This window comes from Chryseobacterium metallicongregator (assembly GCF_031324065.1).
Lineage (GTDB): Bacteria > Bacteroidota > Bacteroidia > Flavobacteriales > Weeksellaceae > Chryseobacterium > Chryseobacterium metallicongregator.
Genome location: NZ_JAVIXS010000003.1, coordinates 185,726 through 203,425, shown reverse-complemented (window position 1 = coordinate 203,425; position 17,700 = coordinate 185,726). Strand labels below are relative to the sequence as shown.

At 31.5% G+C, this 17,700-nt stretch carries 15 protein-coding genes, 7 tRNA genes and 1 other RNA gene; 1 reads left to right on the top strand and 22 read right to left on the bottom strand.

All coding sequences use genetic code 11. The features are described from left to right. Positions 1-143: 143 nt before the first annotated feature. From REB14_RS05170 to rpsU, 12 genes are all read right to left on the bottom strand, one after another. The gene (locus tag REB14_RS05170; protein ID WP_079243269.1) at positions 144-1,508 is read right to left on the bottom strand and encodes a sensor histidine kinase; all 1,365 of its coding nucleotides are present in this window, start codon (positions 1,506-1,508) and stop codon (positions 144-146) included. After that, positions 1,509-2,189, bottom strand: a complete 681-nt coding sequence (locus REB14_RS05165; protein WP_034693163.1) for a response regulator transcription factor — start codon at positions 2,187-2,189, stop codon at positions 1,509-1,511. 230 nt (positions 2,190-2,419) lie between these two features. Continuing rightward, positions 2,420-2,491, bottom strand: a tRNA-Thr gene (locus REB14_RS05160). 42 nt (positions 2,492-2,533) lie between these two features. Next, positions 2,534-2,606 (bottom strand) — tRNA-Gly (locus REB14_RS05155). An 87-nt stretch (positions 2,607-2,693) separates the two neighbouring features. Next, positions 2,694-2,774, bottom strand: a tRNA-Tyr gene (locus REB14_RS05150). A 20-nt stretch (positions 2,775-2,794) separates the two neighbouring features. Further along, a tRNA-Thr gene (locus tag REB14_RS05145) sits at positions 2,795-2,868 on the bottom strand. Positions 2,869-2,957: 89 nt separating this feature from the next. Beyond that, a tRNA-Gly gene (locus REB14_RS05140) sits at positions 2,958-3,030 on the bottom strand. An 88-nt stretch (positions 3,031-3,118) separates the two neighbouring features. Beyond that, positions 3,119-3,199 (bottom strand) — tRNA-Tyr (locus REB14_RS05135). Positions 3,200-3,217: 18 nt separating this feature from the next. Beyond that, positions 3,218-3,291 (bottom strand) — tRNA-Thr (locus REB14_RS05130). A gap of 109 nt (positions 3,292-3,400) precedes the next feature. Next, positions 3,401-3,691 carry an HPF/RaiA family ribosome-associated protein gene (locus tag REB14_RS05125; RefSeq protein WP_047435429.1) on the bottom strand — a complete coding sequence of 97 codons (291 nt, stop codon included), beginning with the start codon at positions 3,689-3,691 and terminating at the stop codon, positions 3,401-3,403. After that, complete coding sequence (locus tag REB14_RS05120; protein WP_309521799.1) at positions 3,688-4,575, bottom strand: tyrosine-type recombinase/integrase; 888 nt, start codon at positions 4,573-4,575, stop codon at positions 3,688-3,690. Before REB14_RS05120 ends, REB14_RS05125 begins: the two co-directional genes overlap by 4 nt. Positions 4,576-4,653: 78 nt before the next feature. Then, the gene (gene rpsU / locus REB14_RS05115; protein ID WP_034693154.1) at positions 4,654-4,851 is read right to left on the bottom strand and encodes a 30S ribosomal protein S21; all 198 of its coding nucleotides are present in this window, start codon (positions 4,849-4,851) and stop codon (positions 4,654-4,656) included. A gap of 269 nt (positions 4,852-5,120) precedes the next feature. Here rpsU and ssrA point away from each other — a divergent pair. After that, positions 5,121-5,522: a transfer-messenger RNA gene (gene ssrA, locus REB14_RS05110) on the top strand. A 380-nt stretch (positions 5,523-5,902) separates the two neighbouring features. Here the strand turns inward: ssrA and REB14_RS05105 are convergent. The 10 genes from REB14_RS05105 to REB14_RS05060 all read right to left on the bottom strand — a co-directional run bounded on the left by REB14_RS05105 (position 5,903) and on the right by REB14_RS05060 (position 17,429). Then, positions 5,903-6,718 (bottom strand): toll/interleukin-1 receptor domain-containing protein, encoded by an 816-nt coding sequence (locus REB14_RS05105; protein WP_309521670.1) that lies wholly within the window; start codon positions 6,716-6,718, stop codon positions 5,903-5,905. Positions 6,719-6,738: 20 nt separating this feature from the next. Continuing rightward, positions 6,739-8,121 (bottom strand): TIR domain-containing protein, encoded by a 1,383-nt coding sequence (locus REB14_RS05100; protein ID WP_309521669.1) that lies wholly within the window; start codon positions 8,119-8,121, stop codon positions 6,739-6,741. 201 nt (positions 8,122-8,322) lie between these two features. Next, complete coding sequence (locus REB14_RS05095) at positions 8,323-8,682, bottom strand: hypothetical protein (RefSeq protein WP_309521668.1); 360 nt, start codon at positions 8,680-8,682, stop codon at positions 8,323-8,325. A gap of 56 nt (positions 8,683-8,738) precedes the next feature. After that, positions 8,739-9,020 (bottom strand): hypothetical protein, encoded by a 282-nt coding sequence (locus REB14_RS05090; RefSeq protein WP_047098589.1) that lies wholly within the window; start codon positions 9,018-9,020, stop codon positions 8,739-8,741. A gap of 292 nt (positions 9,021-9,312) precedes the next feature. Then, positions 9,313-12,582 (bottom strand): DEAD/DEAH box helicase, encoded by a 3,270-nt coding sequence (locus REB14_RS05085; protein WP_309521667.1) that lies wholly within the window; start codon positions 12,580-12,582, stop codon positions 9,313-9,315. A 186-nt stretch (positions 12,583-12,768) separates the two neighbouring features. Continuing rightward, on the bottom strand, positions 12,769-14,205 hold the full coding sequence (locus tag REB14_RS05080; RefSeq protein WP_309521666.1) for a hypothetical protein: 1,437 nt from the start codon (positions 14,203-14,205) through the stop codon (positions 12,769-12,771). Further along, positions 14,202-14,480: a hypothetical protein gene (locus REB14_RS05075; RefSeq protein ID WP_309521665.1), complete on the bottom strand. Its 279-nt coding sequence runs from the start codon at positions 14,478-14,480 to the stop codon at positions 14,202-14,204. The genes REB14_RS05080 and REB14_RS05075 overlap by 4 nt, the downstream gene beginning before the upstream one ends. 8 nt (positions 14,481-14,488) lie before the next feature. Continuing rightward, positions 14,489-14,767: a helix-turn-helix domain-containing protein gene (locus tag REB14_RS05070; protein ID WP_309521664.1), complete on the bottom strand. Its 279-nt coding sequence runs from the start codon at positions 14,765-14,767 to the stop codon at positions 14,489-14,491. Between the two features lie 128 nt (positions 14,768-14,895). Further along, a complete protein-coding gene (locus tag REB14_RS05065; protein WP_309521663.1) occupies positions 14,896-16,101 on the bottom strand; it encodes a hypothetical protein in 1,206 nt (401 codons plus the stop codon). Beyond that, positions 16,098-17,429 (bottom strand): phage integrase SAM-like domain-containing protein, encoded by a 1,332-nt coding sequence (locus REB14_RS05060; protein ID WP_309521662.1) that lies wholly within the window; start codon positions 17,427-17,429, stop codon positions 16,098-16,100. The genes REB14_RS05065 and REB14_RS05060 overlap by 4 nt, the downstream gene beginning before the upstream one ends. Between the last annotated feature and the right edge of the window lie 271 nt (positions 17,430-17,700).

Here is a 17,700-nt window from a genome sequence, read left to right as displayed (position 1 = left end):
AAAATAGGCTTGAACAGGCTGTTTCTACAACAACCCACAACGTGAAACCAGTTGATTTTTCTCCAACTATTGAATTTTTATTGAAAAATTTAATCAGGAGTTTAACAAAAAGCAAACTGTTTTCGTATCAGTTGCTTTTCATTTTATTTTTTAAAAAATAGTGTAAACTTATTCATATACTCTTCAGGTGAAGAGTATATAATATCTGCATCATGATATTCCAGAATCCTTTTGACAATTCTAAGACCTAATCCTGACCCTGCTATATTCTGTGCATTATTTCCTCTCGTGAAAGCTTCAAACAATTTAGTCTGTTCATCTTCTGAAATAGTATTACCATGGGAAATAACTTCTATGGAAAGATTATCATTGGTTTCAGTAATCAGAACATTCACTTCTGTATTATCTGAGTACACCGCTGCATTTTTAAACAAGTTGATAAATACAATTACCATTAGCGACTGAATTCCTTTTATAGTCAGAAAAGCATTTTCAGAACTTTCTTCATTAATCAGAAAATCCAGCTTAAGTTGTGGATAGCTTTTCTCCACTGCTTCAAAAGCTTCAAAAATAACTTCATCGATTCTTACTTCCTCATAGATGCTCTGGATATTTTCTTTATCGAATTTTGTCAGCAGTAAAAGGGAATTTGTCAGATCAGACAGCTGGTATACATCCCTCTGAATTTGCTTTAAAGATGATAGTGTTTCCGGAGAATGCTCTTCAAACTTAATAAGGTTTTCCAGCTGAAACGCCATTCTTGTAATAGGAGTTCTGATCTCATGCGAAGCACTGGCAGTAAAATCTTTTTGTGACTGAAATACATCATCCAGCCTTCCAATCATGGTATTAAAAGATTTGGCAAGAACACTTACTTCATCATTGGATTGTTCTACCGGAATCTGTGTGGTGAGTTTATGAGCCGTAACTTCAGAGATTTCTTTGTTCAGGTCTTCCAGAGGACGGAGGAACTTTTCCACAAAATAATAGCTGAAGAAACCAATAAGCATGGTGCTCATCACATAAGCTGTAATCAAAAGATATTTAAGATACCCCAATTTGGATTTCCCATTGGTATCAAAAGCACTTGTAAGGATATAATAATTTTCACCGTTGATATTCCTAAGTGCTGCATAGATTTCCGGAACAGTTTTTTCTGTATAGATAATCTTCTTTTTATCCAGCTCCTTAAGCATCGCACTATCCCAAATGACATTTCGGTCTTTAATTGTACTGTAGATCAATTCTTTTTTTTCATTGAAAATTAAAATCTTTTCATTCAAAAGAATGTTATCTGAATTTTCATTAAAAAAAACGGGGGCTTCCTCTTCAAAGTCTTTGGATTTTGAGATGAAATGAGAAGTAAATTCAAGTCTCTGCCTGAATCTTTCTTTAAACTCGTCTCTTCTGAAATCATTAAAGGATAAATAAATGACCGCCATCACCATTCCAAATAATAATGAAAAGGCAATACTTATCGTTAAAGCAATCTTTCTTTTTAAAGACATTTATAATGGACTTAGATAGTATCCGAAACCGGAACGGGTGTGGATCAGTTTTATTTTAAAATCTTTATCGATCTTCTTCCTCAGGAAATTGATATAAACTTCTACGGTGTTAGTATTCGTGTTAAAATTATGTTCCCACACATGTTCTGTGATCTGTTGCTTGGAAACGGTTCTTCCTTGTGCTTCTGCAAGATAAACCAGAAGTTGGAATTCTTTTAATGTAAGAGCTATTTCATTACCTCCACGATAGACTTTCTGTTCGGTTTTATTGATAATAAGGTCATCAATTCTTAAAATATCCTGATCAGAACTATCAGAAGGCGCTTTTCTCCTTAGCAATGAATTGATTCTTAGCAGAAGTTCCTCAAACTGGAATGGCTTTACAAGATAATCATCAGCCAGCCTGGTGAAGGCATCTTTTTTATCAGAGATATCTCCATAGGCAGAGATAATAATGATCGGAGTATTTTTGTCAAAAGAACGGATCGTTTGACAGACATCCAGTCCATTTATTTTAGGAACATTAATGTCTAGTAAGTACAGATCATAAGTACTATTTTTTATCTGACGAAGAAAAGTCTCTCCGTCATAGATCTTATCACAGTTAAAATTATTTGATTCTAAAAATCTGCACAATTCTGCAGACAGAATGAGATCATCTTCCAATAAAAGAATATTCATCAAAAATTTATTTTACACGAATTTAAAGAAAATTTTATGATTGTGATTCTAAAGGTGAGGGAAAAGTTTTCATGATAGCACTATCAGCAAGAAACGCATCTAAAACAAGATTGAAGAAGGAAATAATTTTAGGATTTATCTAAGCAGATGTTTAACTGTAAAATGATCAGATAATAAAATTAAATTCTTTTGGGCATAAAAAAATCCCGAAGAAATTCGGGAAAATCAAGAGCCAACTACGGGACTTGAACCCGTGACCTCTTCCTTACCAAGGAAGCACTCTACCGCTGAGCTAAGTCGGCATCAACTAAAAAAATCACACTAAGTAGCATGATTTTTTGTTGAGCGGAAGACGGGGGTCGAACCCGCGACATTCAGCTTGGAAGGCTGACGCTCTACCAACTGAGCTACTTCCGCAATTTTGTTTCCAAAATTATTGGTAAACGCTGTGCAAAACTAAGAAAATTTATTTAATCTTGCAAGTTTTTTTTATAATATAAAATGTGGGGAGAGCAGGATTCGAACCTACGAAGCCGAAGCAACTGAGTTACAGTCAGTCCCATTTAGCCACTCTGGAATCTCCCCAGATATTTTATATTAAAATGAGCCTCCAGAGGGATTCGAACCCACGACCCCGAGATTACAAATCACGTGCTCTGGCCAACTGAGCTATGGAGGCATTTTAATAAAAGACTGAAACTGATCGAGAAACTCTACTCTACACATTTCAGTGTTAAAAAAAATCACTTTTATGGTGTGACTTTTTTGAGCGGAAGACGGGGGTCGAACCCGCGACATTCAGCTTGGAAGGCTGACGCTCTACCAACTGAGCTACTTCCGCAATTTTGTTTCCAAAACTATTGGTAAACGCTGTGCAAAACTAAGAAAACTTATTTAATCTTGCAAGTTTTTTTTATAAAAATATAAAGTGGGGAGAGCAGGATTCGAACCTACGAAGCCGAAGCAACTGAGTTACAGTCAGTCCCATTTAGCCACTCTGGAATCTCCCCAAAAGTTTATATTTTATGAGCCTCCAGAGGGATTCGAACCCACGACCCCGAGATTACAAATCACGTGCTCTGGCCAACTGAGCTATGGAGGCAAATATAAAAAAGAATTCAAAAGATCGCTGTTCCTTTTTTGCGAGTGCAAATATAGAACGGATTTTTTGAATTCTCAAATATTTTATAAACTTTTTTTAACTTTTTTTTCTATGCCATTTCTTTTTTCTTGATTAATAGCTTTTTAGCAGTATCAACACAAAGGTCCAAACTTTCTTCAAAACTTGTAGATGTCTTCTTTACTACGATATCGTCTCCCGGAACCGCCAAAATAATCTCGGCTGTTTTATTTGCTTTATCAGCATTATTTTCTACTTTCAAAAATACCTTACACTCCTGAATTTTGTCATAGAAGGTATCCAATTTGCTAACTTTTTTGTCGATGTGTGACTCTAGTGGTTCGTGTGGTGTTAAACCGATTGATTGAACTGAAATCTTCATAATTCTTCTTTTTTTGATGCTCGAGGGTGAGCCTGATTAAACACTTTTTTCAATTGTTCAATATTAGCATTCGTATAGACTTGAGTACTGGCAAGACTGGAATGCCCTAATATTTTTTTCACTTTGGAGATCTCCGCCCCATTATCCAAAACGTGAGTAGCAAAGCTATGCCGAAGGATGTGAGGACTTTTTTTTTCTTTCGTTGTTATAAGACTAAGGTACTTATTAACTACCACATAAACAAATTTTTCGTTGAGTTTTTTCCCCTTCTTATTGACAAAAAAATATGATTTAAATTCTGTCTGCGGATTTCTTATTTCAAGATAACTTTTAAGAAGTCCGGACAGTTCATTGGAAATAGGAATTACCCTTTCTTTATTCCCCTTTCCTATTACTTTTAATTCATTTTCATATAAGTCAACATTCTCAAATATCAGGCCACAAAGTTCCGCTTTACGCATTCCTGTCTGATAAAGAACTTCCATAATGCATTTTTCAAGTACATCATGTGCCTGTTCGAAAATCCTTTCATTAAGGTCTTCCATTTCCTCTTTAGATATAGGAATCTGTTTTTCAGGGTAAAACTTCAGGGAAGAGATCCCTTCGGTGGGAGAAACTGTAATCTCCCCTATTTTTAAAAGAAAAAGATAAAAACTGCGGAGAGAAGATAATTTTCTGTTGATACTTCTTTTGGAAATGTCATTTTCACTGAGTTGAACAATAAAATTTCGGATAATCTTTTTGTCTGCCTTGGCTAAATTGTCGGAAGATTCCGTTCGGAGAAAGAAATGAGAAAAGTCTTCAAGGTCTTTTTTGTAGCTTGTGATGGTATGAGGAGAATATCTTTTTTCGAATTGTAAGTATTCTAAAAATTTTTCCAGCATCATAGGTATAAAAATAAAAATTCACTCCTCAAATATAAGAATTTAAGAAGTGAATTAATATATGGTTAAGAAAAAATCTTAAGCCTGCTCTTCTTTGCTAAGTGCTCTTTGTTTGTAAGCCGCTTTTAGTCTAGCTTGTCTCAAAGTTACAGAAGGCTTAATAAACTGTTGTCTAGATCTTAATTGACGAACAGTTCCTGTTTTATCAAATTTTCTCTTGTATTTTTTTAAAGCTCTGTCGATGGATTCACCATCTTTTACTGGAATTATTAACATATTTTACATCTCATTTTGGATTGCAAAACTAGACAATTTTTATGAGAACACAAAATATATTGCAACAAACAATCATTACTCCAGCTTAAGACTGTTTAAAAACCTCGTATTAAAGGCGGTTGACAAACAATAATATTTTATCCACAATAACTAGATATTCAATTCTTAATAGCTTCAGGTTACTCATTTTCTTTCCTAATTTCTATTAAAAACATCTACATTAATGAAATGTAAACAAAAAGCATTATCTTTGCATTCACTTTATTCATGGGGTTGACTGGTTTCGACAGCAAGACCAATGGGTAAGTAAGCATGCAGAGAACCGTAGCGCGATCTCTATAATCCCTTGCTACAAAATTTTAACTGGCAACGAAGAGTTCGCTCTTGCAGCTTAATATCGAAGTATAGTAGATCAAGCGTTTTCCCGAAGATTTCAGTAGGGAAGCAAGATATTCCACAAATGCTCTGTTCTGCGGCGTTTGATCCTGGGATATAGGAATGCGGAAATAAGGCTTTAGAAGCTTTGACTAAAGCTCGAAAAATTCAGAAGATAAGCTGGTAGTTGGGTGTCTATCCTCTGCTTCCAGTCGAAAATCAATGGTAGAATAAGCATGTAGAAAGCTTATGTATTGCTTGTTTGGACGAGGGTTCGAATCCCTCCAACTCCACTAAAACCACTGATAATCAGTGGTTTTATTTATTTTTAGACAACATTTAGACAACAATTTGTTTTTTTATTCATTTTCGTAAATACTCCATTATTCATTTACATAACAAATAAATAAATCTTAGAATCCTTTACTAGCATTTACCTTATCACTATCACAAAATCAAATAAATGATAAAAACATATATGTCACTCAAAAAACAAGATGGGTAACATTATAGCTAACAAGGAAACCAAAATAAAAAAAGTTGAAAATTTATTCTGAGAATTCTAATCAGAGACCCCATACCCCCTTTTTTGAAAACCATTTCCTTTTATCTAACAGGCGGGGGTTAATTGGGAGGTACTCTAAGCTCTTAAATGCAAAGCCTTTTTGAGATTTTATTACGAATTTTGAAATGACTCTTTCAATTTATCTGCAAGTTTCTCTATTCCCTTATCTGTATTGCCTCCTAACTTATCTAGTAGCCAATAATTACCTTGAAGGTCTTCTTCCGATATTCCATGCCAAACAGGTAATATTACTTTACTATTTGTAGCAACCTGTTTGGTCAACAGTGCTTGTAGTTCAAATTTCACCCATTTTTCATTACTTAAAAATTTTTTGCTTAGAATTAGAATTCCATGTTTCGACTCAGAAATTCCTTTCATAATACTTTCAGTTAAGCTATCACCGATATTTAAGGAATATTCATCATACCAAACTTTGAACCCTCTTTCTTTTAAAGCTTCATACAAAGGTCTTGCAACACTCTCTTTATCCCCAGAATCATGTGATATAAAAAAATCAGCTTTTTCCATTTCTCTATATTTTTTATCTCTAATAATTAATCTTAAATTATGTTGTAGAAAGAACTCATTCATCTCTTCTACATCAGAATCAACTTCATTACAGTAAATATATACATTTCTATTATGTGGGATAGAAACAAAGGGAGGGTTTTCTTGCTGCAACTGATAGAATGAAAATTTTTTCTCTTCTTCAGTTATTTTCATTGCAAGTAGAGACTTAGGAATTTTTTTATAATTCTCATCTAAAATATTACAATTAACAACAGATACTTGGTAATAATCCTTGATATTAAAAACACACATAAATTCATAGCCTTCAATTACCCCAGATTGCTTTAATTTTGCTTGATAACCAAGACTCTCGAAATTTTTTCCAAAGTCATTTTTCACTCTTTCTACTAAATTCATTTTATATATTTACTAAAGTATTATGATTTTTTCTTCAAGGTACTAATCCTGCTTATGAATTCATCTGATCGTCTTTTAAATTCGTAATAGTTTTTAATCAGATTTACCTCTATGAATCTTTTGAGAATTTGTTTTGCACTATCTCGAATATTTAGCCTATCCTTAATTTCTACAACTAAATTGTATATTTCATCAATTACTTCTTCTGTCATTGTGTAATCATGAGTATCTCCTGCTTGAAAAACTAAATCCGTAAACTTTTCAGCTTCTTTATGGGATAGATCATTAAACCAGAAAGTACTTTTTACAAGTCCTTCTAACAACAAAGAATGATGTTGTTCAGGTAACCATTTAGAATCATCACTTAAAAGCCAGACTAATCCTTCAAACAAATCTATAGAAGATCTGGAATAAGTTGTATCATGTGCTGAAAAATATAGCTTTGCTAGTTCTCTTTTTGTATAATTCCCGAAAGTATCATGACGAAATGCTATTACATTTCCACACAAAGGTTTTTCTCCCAATATTGTTTCCAAATCTCCATAAGAGAATAAGTTATTAGCTTTTTCATTATTGGGTTCTAATAACTCATCAAACAAATCTTCAAAACCGGTGTCAAAACCTCGGATTGTTAGTTGTGGTACATAAAGTGCCAATATTTCAGGATTTTGCCTTGCACAATCATATAATCCTGCCCATTTTCTGATATACTCGTGAACTATTGATGGGTGTGTTATAGGAGATATGTTCATTTCTTCACCTTCAAATGACCAATCCATTTGCAAAACTGTTGAAGCAATATTATGTCCTCTATTCCTACCATAATCATCATTATGAGGAAGTGGAAAAATCCATTTTTTATGAAAGTTTAAATCCGGAAATTTTAAAAATTCTTTATACTCAATAATATCAAGCCACCATTCATCAGATATAACAGGAGTATCTACATTTAAGTTTTTTAAATATTCCTTCGCTATTAATAACGGACTTTCTTGAGGTCGAATCTTTTTTACTAATTCTCGAATTACAATATTTATCCCATCTTTAGATGATGTAGCCTTCTTATCTGCCAATGGTAGTGAATATCTAGCGACCTCTTCTATATCGACTCTGTGTAAAATAGGTAAAATAATATTTTCATTTTTAAGCATTTCCCTAAAACTGAAACCATTCAGTTCTCGAATAGCCCATGGCTTATTAAAAAAACTAGGGCTTAGAACGACAATCGCAAATCTAGAATTAGCTAATCCTTCATCTATCTTTTGTGTTAAACTATCACCAATATTTAACGAAAATTCATCATACCAAATTTCAAGATGCTGCTGTTGTAAAAGTTGTGCAAGAGGTCTTACGAAATCATTTTTGTCTTCACCTGCATGACATATAAATGCATCATATTTCATAATGCTACTGTTTGATGATTAGATGTTAAAGGTACAATATTAATTACTCATGAAAATAATAATCCGAATCAATTAAAATTTAGATCTGAAAATTTCTAGGAATCTTTTTAACACCCTTTTTGAACCGTATATTTTATTTTTGGTATCAATTAGTCCACAATTACCAAATAGCATTCAACATGGTTACTCTGCATACTAACATTACCTTATCTTAATCTCATAGATTCTATCTGCTTCTCGTTGCCAATCTTGAGGTCTTCCCCATTGAACAAGGAAGTCATTTAAGAAATATAAATAATATTGTTCCTCAACAATTCCTCTCCCAAACACTAGCTTTCTATCAGAATATTCACCAACCTCAACAGTTCCGTTTGGATAGGTTTTAGCACCAATAATTTTAAAAGGAATATGTTCTCCCATTGCAATGATAACATCTTTTCTCGTCATCCCGATTGATAGACGCTCAGGATGTAAAGCCATGGATTTCTTTTTCTTTTTTTGAGCATTTATATTGATAGATATAAATAAAAAGGAAAAAAATGTAATAAAAAAGGTTCTCATGATTGTAATTTTTTGAGGTTATTGATTTTTATAAAAAACTCCAATTCAGCAATTGATTAAGGAGTTTTTTCTTGTTTTTTTCTTATTAAAATTCCAGCAATAAAATTCACAACAAAATTCTCATAAATGAAGTGAGCTAGTAGAAACCAACCAATAAGTTTGAGACTATTCCATAATCCAAATTCTTCAAATCTTGAATAAGCAAAGATGACAGGAATTACAATAGCTGAAAGTTTTAGAAGAGAAAGTGAAAACTTTCCTGTTAGTGAATAAGAATCAATGCCATACAGGTCAAAAACTGTTTTGATTCTTTTTGTGGTGTTTGTGCCGAAGAACATATATTAATATTTTTTCTTCATCGACCCACTTAATGAAAGGTTAAAAATAAGAAGACGTGTGGGTTCAAACATTGTTGTAAGAAGGCTCGGCAAAGCCACAGCAAACAAGTTTTACTAACACACGTCCAAGCGGACGGTGCATAAAGACTTGTTATTCCTGCTGTTAAAATTTTGCCGATTTTCTTACAGAATAACAGAGTTTACGCTCCTATATGTATATTTTAAATAAATTATCTATCTCACCATAATTCAATTTTCACAAATTTATAAAATGTAATTTTACAAATCAAATTTAACTCGATATTACCCTTAAGTCAATACCACCTTCTTTTTTCAAATGATTTGAGGTAACCCCTAATAGATTTAGAATTGATTGAGTCACTGTCTCCCTAGAAAAACCAGGCTGAACAATGCTAATGTTGAATTTTAATTCTTTATTCCATTTGGCTTCAAAAAGTAATTTTTCCAGTAATTCTATATCTCCTTTTCTAATCCGAGTTTGTCCATTTCTCTGCTTTTTATATTCTCTTTTGATTAGATGATTGAAAAATTCTGCATTTTCTTTATATTTCCAAATTAAAGATTTCTGGGCTTGACCACAAACCTCATATAAATTTTTAATCTCGGTAGAAACCACCCCTCTAGTAGCAAATTTTAAATGATACAAATCTATGATAATTGCATCTTCTGTATTCTTCACAGCGACGATATCAGCAATTTCCCCACGATTGTCATCATTATAAATTAAATCATAATCTTCTTGCATTAATTTTTCAATACAAAAATATTGAATTGATTCATTATTTAAATCAGTAAATCCTTCCGACTCATCATTCAGATTTACACCTGTCCAATCCCAAACTTCTATATCCTCCGCAGGATAGTTAAGAACTTCTTCATTAAATTTCACATAATCATTTCCTTGTAAAAAAGATCCATCATGAAACCATAGTTTTGGTGGAAATTCATTAAAGAACTCAACAACCGTATAATTTTTTGAACCCATTTTCACATTTGCATCAGTAGTAGAAGTTTTAACAATGTCAAAACCGAAAATTCTACCCCCATTAACCATCGTTTCACTTAGATTTAATTGAAATGTGATTTTTTCTGTTTCTGTATCTAAAGAGAAAGACAGCAAATTCTCATTATCCGGATTATGAGTATTCAGTTCTACGCCTGATAAATCAAACTCATTTCCATTAATACTGAAAATAACCTTATCTTCAATTGACTTGTATATTTCATGATGCCAATCTACAGAAATAGGATAAGCATTAGGTCTCACAGATAATTTATTTGGTTTTATAGCATTTCTAAATAAGATATTATTTGGATCAATATTGTTGTCCACAAGCTTAGTCCCAATTTCATCACACCAATCTAAAAACTGGTTAATTGTTCCTCGAGAATAAGACCAGATTCTTCCTTTTCTTGAACAGCCTATCGAAGTCATATCACCATCTTCAAATCCTACTCCAAAAACATTATTATTAATACCCGATTGTTCCTCCGCCAATGAAAGACCTTCTTGCACACCTTTTCCGTAATAGGACTGGAAAGTAATATCTTTACCTAACCCTTTTCTTAATCCCAGATTGAAAAGCTTAACTCTATCGATGTTGTGAAATGTTCTGAAGACATTTTCATCTTTTATCAATAGAGCACCCTCTCCAATAATTGCATTAGCCAATTCTTTGTATTGACTTCCCTTATCAGAGGAATGTATAAACAACAAGTTATTTCTTTGCTCCCAATAAACAATGTAAATATCCCACTCAATATTGTAGACATCCTTAAAACTCCCCCAATCAACAGCTTTTTTATTACCTAAAAAAACAAGTAAAGTTTTTCTTTCCCTGTTCAAATCGTGGAATTTATAATCATAGTTTTCATATCCTTTTATTCCATTCTTAAAATTCATTGGATGCCAATCATTAGTCTGATTTTTGTAAACCACCGAGCTGAATGCAGGACGAATATCTTGAAAAGGTATGATTGATTGATCTAAATGATTGAACCCAGATAAAAATTCTTGCAAGTCTATCTGCTCTTGAGTAGCTTGTAAACTTAAAGATGGCAATATCGAGTTCCAATTTGACTCCTTAACGTACAACAAACTCAATTCATCACTCAAACTTGGCTGATAAAGATTTGCGATAAAGCTTGCTTTACCTAAATTGTTGTCTCGATTAGTACGTGTAAATCTCCCTGCAAACTGTAAAGTAATGGGTAAACTTTTTCTTACATCATGAAATGCTGCTACCTTTAATTCTGGTAAATCAAAACCCTCTCCTAACATATCCACACAAACAATAATTCTATGTTGTTTGTTTATAATTGCTTGTTTGATATCAGATTGTCCTTTTAAATCGGAATATATTTTTATTGGATTTAAGTCTGTATATTCTGAATAAAGTTCAAAAACCTCATCAGCCCGAGTTTTATCTTCACATCTCGCCATTAAGATATGTTCATATCCATTTGCAATATCTTCTCTCAGTTTATTTACAGCTACTTCAGCTATTTTTAAATCTGCACTTTTTTGGTCATATTCTCTAATTGGAATAAAATCAATTTCTTTAAAATATCCTTGCTCTTGAGCTTCCTTAAGTGCAAAATTGTATATAATCTTTCCATCCAGTAACTGTCCGTCATTTCTATATGGAGTTGCAGTATATAACACCACTTTCTTTTTATCGAAAGACTTTATAAATTTATCCCAGCTTTTCGCTTTTGAATGATGTGCTTCATCAACAAACAGATGTGAAAATTCTTCAGTTAAAACATTTGTTTGCTGTATAGACATAGAAGTCAATAAATTCATTGTAGAGACGACAACATTACATTTATCAAGAAAGTTTTTTAATTCATCTTCGTTTCCAAACCCTGTATTTAATATTCCTACCTTGGGATATTTAGCATCAAAAGACACAATAGATTTTCCATAAGCATCAGGTTTTTTTAGCCATCCTAAATCATAAAATTTACCTGCCAATTGCCCTCTTAGCGCATCTGAAGGTACAGTCACTAACAGTTTATTACATCTATTGGCAATTAACACAGATAACATAGTTTCCGTTTTACCAGTACCTGTTGGTAAAACAACTGTCGCAATTTCATTTGCATTTGTCAAATGTCCTAAAATTGAATGAATAGCACCTATTTGTGGTTTCCGTAGACCAATAGTATTATTTTCTACATCTTCTTCTTTAAAAGTAAATGTATCTTTCCAAGAATCAGTAATGGCACTTGGTAAATATTCCACATCACGTGGATGCTTCAACCATTTCTCAAATATAATATTTCCATTCTCTGCATCAGTTTTGAGAAAACTTTTTGAAAGTAAAACGAAATCATGATTTTCTGGAATATCATTTTTATTTGTTGTTACATAATATTCAATATCATCAGAGTCTTTTAAAACTATTTTTCCTCTCTGAAAGGAAGCTAATTCAAAATCTTTCTCAATCTCCTCTAAAATCAAGTGGATTATAATATTCTTTTTTGCTGCACTTCCAATTTTTTCTTCTTTTTGTAATCTAGGTAATTTTAATCTCATATTAATATTTTTAATAACATGATTATCAACAATTTGACCTAATTTTAAAAATTAGTGAAAATTCCGAATTATTAGCCATTATGTCATAAAAAAGAATATTCGTTAAGAATATTAGAAAAAAACAATCATTATGTCACATATTAGATGAAATATAAAAATTAAGAATAACCAATATCTTCTTATTATTTAACACCAGTTTTTTACTTCTGTTTTCGGTGCACAACCAAGAATTACATTCAGATTTTTATTCAAATGATCTTGTAACTCACACGAATAATCTGAGGTGGTAATTAAGCAATCATGCAGGGTAAAAACAGGTGCTTTTCTCCAGTATTGTTTGTTAAAGTTTCTTGCAGCAACGTTTAAAATAAAAAAAGCTTCAATCTGAAAAAGTAAATATGAGAGCTTTTTATAACCAACTCTGTCCTTAAACTCATTGATTACTTTCAACAATTCCGGAAATTGAATTTTAAAAACTTCCTGAATATCTGAATATTGTGTTGGTCTGGCAAAAAGCATTGCTAAGATTTGCTTTTTACTAATTCTTTTCTTTTGCTTTCCTGTTCCTACATATTCATCGTCATTCTCATTTTTATAGAAAAACTTCATCTTATCAAACGAAAATAGCTTTTCAAAATCCGTAACAAACGAATTATAAAATCTACCACTTTTACTTAGTTGCCGTACCAAATCAATCTCTTTACTACTAAGGGTTTCAATGGATTTTGAAAACATATGTAGGGTAGAAATACTATTCTCATTTATTAAACTATTAGTTTTGTTGTTAAATATATCTATGAATCCATCAATAGTACCTTTATTTAACATTAACCCTAAAAAGAATATTACTGAATTAGACAAATCTACTTCTACAAGTGTTTTATCATTGTAAGTTAAAAACTTCCTATATTCTTTATTCAATTGAGTTAAATTAGTATACACCCTACCGACCGAATCTTTTTTAAAAATTAATCGGAAAACACCATTATGAATATTGACAATCTGAGTGAACTCCTTGATATACTTACTGTAATCCTTATGAACAGTATATCTTTCTTCACATTTCAGAATTGCTCCTTCTAAATCAATCTTTAGACTTTGCTCATCAAAAAATTTATTTAAAAATTTGTATTTCCCTCTTTTTAATTCCGAGTCACATCTTGATTGATTTTGTTTAATTGTCTTTATCATTTTATAATCTGTAATGTAAGATACCTTTAGTCTACGGTTTCTAAAAAACCAACCCAACCGATAAAGAAATGAATTTTCACCTCTTCTGTACTTTTTCCTTTCAAAAATACTGACTTCACGCTGGGTTGTTCGACTTCTTTTGATAGTGATATTATTACGAATCAAATACTCGCAAAGCAGGTTATGTTTGTTATAATTCCCACCTTGAAACAATGCCTCGATTTTAATATATATTCCTGTTGAATCTTTCTTTTGATTTTTTTTATTTTCTATATCGCTATCAATTTCTTTATTTTCAATCATTAAACCCTGTTTGGTTATGATTGTAGAGAACAAATATTTTACATAATCCTCTTCAAAAAGAGAAGGATTGACATTTACTATTTCTTCGATATCAATCCCTTCCGGTATTAAAACTGCAAAAGGCTTCATTTTAAACTATTGTTAAGTTCTTCAAAGATTTCCAAAGCCTTTTCTAAAGTTGATGGACACCAAGCCCAATATCCAAATGCTTTTGATGTGGGGTAACAGTAACAAACCGAATTAGTTTTAGCTTTTCTCCTAAAAACTTCGTAATGATTTTTGGAACAACCATTATTAACTTCAAAGATGAAAGCCTTGTCGGATTCTTTGATCTTAGTAAATACAGAATCTTTTACTTCTCCTATTCCAATAAATTGATTTGGTAAATTTTTAATGTTTTTCATGATTCTAATTATTTAAGTTGAACTAAAGCATTTTCTATATCAGTCATTCGGTAATAAACCCGACCACCAATTCCAACAGGTAGCAAAACTCCTTTTTTCTTCCAGTTATGAAGTGTACTCAAATCGACATCAAAGAATGTTGCTGTTTCTTCTCTCGTCAATAGTTCTTTTTGGAACTGAGGTTGTTGAGTCTGATTTTTTAAACTTGTTCCAAATATTAATTTTCTAATTATTCCGGTAACATTTTTTGCAGGATTTGCCAATCCATTACTTTTAATTGTTTCCATAATGTTATATTTTGATTGTTTTATGGTTACAATTTTAGAGTAGGATATGTAGGACAAAAAAAATAACGCTCCACTGAACGTTATTTAATAATGCTGATTATCAATCAATTAAATAAATAAAATTGAATTTATGTAGGACGATGGTAGGATGAACTTAGAAAATCAACAATATTTTTTGTCGCACTCTTTTTTGATGCTCCTCTTCCTTTATCTAAAGCTGAAATCATATTGCTAATATCTCGCTTAGTTTTTTCCTTTCCAGAGAACAAAAATCTATCTGACCACCATTGATTATAAACTCCCGATTCATCTTTATATTTAGAAATAAAGAAAGGCTTCAGACTTTTAATAAAATAGGCATAGTCAGGTAAACTTCCATTGATGAGGTTAATTTTATGAGTAATTGGTAAATCCATAAAGGTTTGAACAAAATTACTTTCATCAGTAACTGTTTCATCAATGAAATCAGAATATTCTGAATACATATATTTTATTATGTCTAGGTTAGAGTTTCCGAAAACAGTAATATCTGAAATCGTTATTGGTTTCGAATTGATAAACGGATACTCATCTACTATATGGTTGTATAAATTTACTATGTCATTTTTATAATGAAGCAAATTTATTACTCCAGACATTTCACAATCGTATAAATCAAAAGTTCTATCTTTTTCTTCAGATTGCTCGCTTGAAAAAGAAAGCAACTTTTTCTGGTATTTATCCTTTCTTTGTTTCCAAATACCAATTTCATTTTCAACATTTACTATTTTTATTTTTAAAGAATCAGAAAGTTTAGTTAGCCTAGTTTTTACGAATACTGTATTTTCTGGATTAAGAAAAATTTTCTTATAGTATTCCTCAATTTCGGTGATTATCCTATTAGCATTACTTTTATCGTAATATTCTGGAAATGGATACTCTTCGTTGACATTTCTATTCAAGAGATTTTGACAAAGGTCTTCTACCCTTTGTAAATAAGTATTCGCAAAAACCTTATATGCTTCACTCTTATTCAAATAATCAGAATAACTTGTGAAAAGCTTTATCATTAGATTATTTAAAATATTTTCCTTTGCTATAAGGTTTTGCTTTTTCTCTAGATTCGATCTACTGTTTCCCAATTTTGAAATTTCATTTTCTAGCCCAGTAACTTCATTGAATAATTTGTCAACAATTTTCGTATTTAATAAAACACCAAATTTTTTACTGTCATAAGTCTCGGAAAACAACAGCTTATCAAGTTTATCAAATATTTCATCTACATCAGATTGGGTAATCCTATCTTCTGAAAGAAGTTTTTGAGTATCTTCTATTATTTTGATTTCTATATTCATTGATTATCAGAACCTGTTTTCAACAATACTAATTTACCCTCTTTTTTATTATCCTCCTCCAGTTTACTCCAAATTTCTGCAAGCTGCATTGATTGGTCAATTGATTTCTGTCCGATATAATCAAGGAATTGTTTTTCTGAAGAATGAGCCGTAATATTCATTAATAAAGGTGTTGGAAATTCTTTTTTGGCGTAGAAATTCGTTGCAAAACTTCTCCTACAGTCGTGTGATGATACCAATTTCCATTTAGGATAAATACCCCTCTCTCCTTTCTTTGTTTCTTTATTGAACAAATTACCTTCCACGAGTTCATCAATCCCAGCTTTTTCACAAACTTTTTTAATATATCTATTAAAAAGAGTTGTATTTGTTTCAATATTTTGTGAGAATAAAGGAGGAAATTCACCATTGTACTTATTAAGAATATTTCTGACCTCTTGATGAATTGGAATCTGAACTAACTTTTTGGTCTTTTCTTGTGTAATCACTATAAAATCAAAATTACCAACCGTTTGTATCATCTTGGTGGTCATCCTAAATAAGTCAGAAGCTCTTTGTCCAACATAACACCCAATAATAAACCAATCTCGTGTTATCTTATATTTTTCTTCTGAAAATTCCTTATTCTTTATTTTGTTGATTTCATTAAATGATAGTGGATTTATGGGAGTAGAAACTGTAAATCCTCTTACATTATCAATTTGATGACTTACTTCATGACCATTCTTTCGAGCATCCAAAATAATCGTTTTGACAAATTTGATATATCTTCCTGCTGTATTTTCATTGGTCGCTCCGGTATCAATTAAAAATCTTATAAAGTCCTTACCAAAATTTAAGTCAACATCTTTTAAAAGAAATGCTTTTTTCTTATACTTCTGAAATTCAATCAATTTATTTACAATAGTTCGATATTTTTTTATTGACCTATCACTCACCCCTTTCTTACCTTTTGTAGATATCATATAAGGCAATTGTTCTACATAATATTCTCCGTAGGTTACCAAGTAATCTTTTTGGTCTGGATCAACTCTTCCAGTGAAAACAGCAATCTTATTCTCCAGCCACTCGTGATTAATTGAAACGCCACTTGCAAAATCCTGATTGTATTGTTCTAAAATGAAAACCTCGAGCTTTTGCAGATTGCTCTTCAAATTTTTATGTGCCGGATCTACAGGTTTAGGAAAACCCGTTGTAGTACTCCAACATTTAACGTCACACACAAATCCTGTTTTGCGTTTAGCATCAAACTTTCTCCCTAATGAGAATCGAAGGTAAATTGGATTGTTAGAGCTTTTTCCTTGAATTAAGAATTGAACTTTAGCCATGACAAATTGTTTAACACAAATTTATCATATCAAAATAAATTAGACAACATTTAGACAACAATTTGTCAATATCATTCAACTTTATTAAATACCATTCATCCAAAAAATAAAATAATACCTGATTATCAATTATTTAATATTTATAAAAATTGATTAAGATTGAATAAAATTTAATCATTAACACAAGTCTGAATCCCTCCAACTCCACTTTTAAAACTAAAGAGAAAATGTAACTTATTTATTTCTAAATAATTACATTTTCTCTTTTTTG

Coding starts and splice junctions, on each gene's coding strand:
- REB14_RS05095 (WP_309521668.1), bottom strand. CDS start 8,682: ATGAGAACCTTTTTTATTACATTTTTTTCCTTTTTATTTATATCTATC.
- REB14_RS05170 (WP_079243269.1), bottom strand. CDS start 1,508: ATGTCTTTAAAAAGAAAGATTGCTTTAACGATAAGTATTGCCTTTTCA.
- REB14_RS05085 (WP_309521667.1), bottom strand. CDS start 12,582: ATGAGATTAAAATTACCTAGATTACAAAAAGAAGAAAAAATTGGAAGT.
- REB14_RS05075 (WP_309521665.1), bottom strand. CDS start 14,480: ATGAAAAACATTAAAAATTTACCAAATCAATTTATTGGAATAGGAGAA.
- rpsU (WP_034693154.1), bottom strand. CDS start 4,851: ATGTTAATAATTCCAGTAAAAGATGGTGAATCCATCGACAGAGCTTTA.
- REB14_RS05120 (WP_309521799.1), bottom strand. CDS start 4,575: ATGCTGGAAAAATTTTTAGAATACTTACAATTCGAAAAAAGATATTCT.
- REB14_RS05100 (WP_309521669.1), bottom strand. CDS start 8,121: ATGAAATATGATGCATTTATATGTCATGCAGGTGAAGACAAAAATGAT.
- REB14_RS05065 (WP_309521663.1), bottom strand. CDS start 16,101: ATGAATATAGAAATCAAAATAATAGAAGATACTCAAAAACTTCTTTCA.
- REB14_RS05125 (WP_047435429.1), bottom strand. CDS start 3,691: ATGAAGATTTCAGTTCAATCAATCGGTTTAACACCACACGAACCACTA.
- REB14_RS05070 (WP_309521664.1), bottom strand. CDS start 14,767: ATGGAAACAATTAAAAGTAATGGATTGGCAAATCCTGCAAAAAATGTT.
- REB14_RS05060 (WP_309521662.1), bottom strand. CDS start 17,429: ATGGCTAAAGTTCAATTCTTAATTCAAGGAAAAAGCTCTAACAATCCA.
- REB14_RS05165 (WP_034693163.1), bottom strand. CDS start 2,189: ATGAATATTCTTTTATTGGAAGATGATCTCATTCTGTCTGCAGAATTG.
- REB14_RS05090 (WP_047098589.1), bottom strand. CDS start 9,020: ATGTTCTTCGGCACAAACACCACAAAAAGAATCAAAACAGTTTTTGAC.
- REB14_RS05080 (WP_309521666.1), bottom strand. CDS start 14,205: ATGAAGCCTTTTGCAGTTTTAATACCGGAAGGGATTGATATCGAAGAA.
- REB14_RS05105 (WP_309521670.1), bottom strand. CDS start 6,718: ATGAATTTAGTAGAAAGAGTGAAAAATGACTTTGGAAAAAATTTCGAG.